The sequence below is a fragment of the Streptococcus oralis genome, assembly GCF_001578945.1.
In the GTDB taxonomy this organism is placed as follows: domain Bacteria; phylum Bacillota; class Bacilli; order Lactobacillales; family Streptococcaceae; genus Streptococcus; species Streptococcus oralis_Q.
Genome location: NZ_KQ969551.1, coordinates 530,800 through 532,084, shown reverse-complemented (window position 1 = coordinate 532,084; position 1,285 = coordinate 530,800). Strand labels below are relative to the sequence as shown.

The 1,285-nt window shown below is 41.8% G+C and carries 1 protein-coding gene; it reads left to right on the top strand.

Annotated elements, in window-relative coordinates; translation table 11 throughout:
- Positions 1-1,285, top strand: a 1,285-nt coding sequence (lacG, locus tag SORDD16_RS05205; RefSeq protein WP_081215150.1) for a 6-phospho-beta-galactosidase, incomplete at both ends; no start/stop codon positions are given.

Below are 1,285 nucleotides of genomic sequence, written 5' to 3'. Positions count from 1 at the left end.
CCAAAAGACTTTATTTTCGGTGGCGCAACAGCGGCTTATCAGGCTGAAGGTGCGACCGATACCGATGGTAAAGGACCAGTTGCCTGGGATAAATACCTCAAAGATAACTACTGGTACACTGCTGAACCAGCCAGTGATTTTTACCACAAATATCCAGTTGATCTTAAACTAGCAGAAGAGTATGGTGTTAATGGTATCCGTATTTCAATCGCTTGGTCACGTATCTTTCCAACTGGTTACGGGAAAGTCAATGCCAAGGGAGTTGAGTTCTATCATAATCTATTTGCAGAGTGCCACAAACGCCATGTGGAACCATTCGTAACTCTCCACCATTTTGACACGCCAGAAGCGCTTCATTCAAACGGAGATTTCCTGAATAGAGAAAACATTGATCACTTTGTGGATTATGCAGCCTTCTGTTTTGAAGAATTTCCTGAAGTTAACTTTTGGACAACCTTTAATGAAATTGGGCCGATAGGAGATGGTCAGTATTTGGTTGGGAAGTTCCCTCCAGGTATCCAGTACGATCTTGCCAAAGTCTTCCAATCTCATCACAATATGATGGTGTCGCATGCGCGTGCAGTTAAGCTATATAAAGATAAAGGCTATAAAGGTGAAATTGGTGTGGTTCATGCCTTGCCCACTAAGTATCCTCTGGATCCAGATAATCCAGCAGATGTTCGTGCAGCCGAGTTAGAAGATATCATTCACAATAAATTTATTTTGGATGCAACTTATCTAGGACGATATTCTGAAGAAACCATGGAAGGTGTCAACCATATCTTAGCAGTCAATGGTGGAAGCTTAGATTTGCGTGAAGAAGATTTCGCTGCATTAGAAGCAGCAAAAGACTTGAACGACTTCCTAGGAATCAACTATTATATGAGTGATTGGATGCAAGCCTTTGATGGAGAAACTGAAATTATCCATAACGGAAAGGGTGAAAAAGGAAGTTCTAAATATCAGATTAAGGGAGTTGGACGGCGAGTGGCGCCTGACTATGTCCCACGTACGGATTGGGACTGGATTATCTATCCTCAAGGTTTGTATGATCAAATCATGCGCGTGAAGAAAGATTACCCAAACTACAAGAAAATCTACATCACAGAGAATGGTCTCGGATACAAAGATGAGTTTGTAGATGGGACAGTCTACGATGATGGACGGATTGATTATGTTAAGAAACATATGGAAGTGATTGCAGATGCAATCTCTGATGGTGCCAATGTCAAAGGCTACTTTATCTGGTCGCTGATGGATGTCTTTTCTTGGTCAAATGGTTACG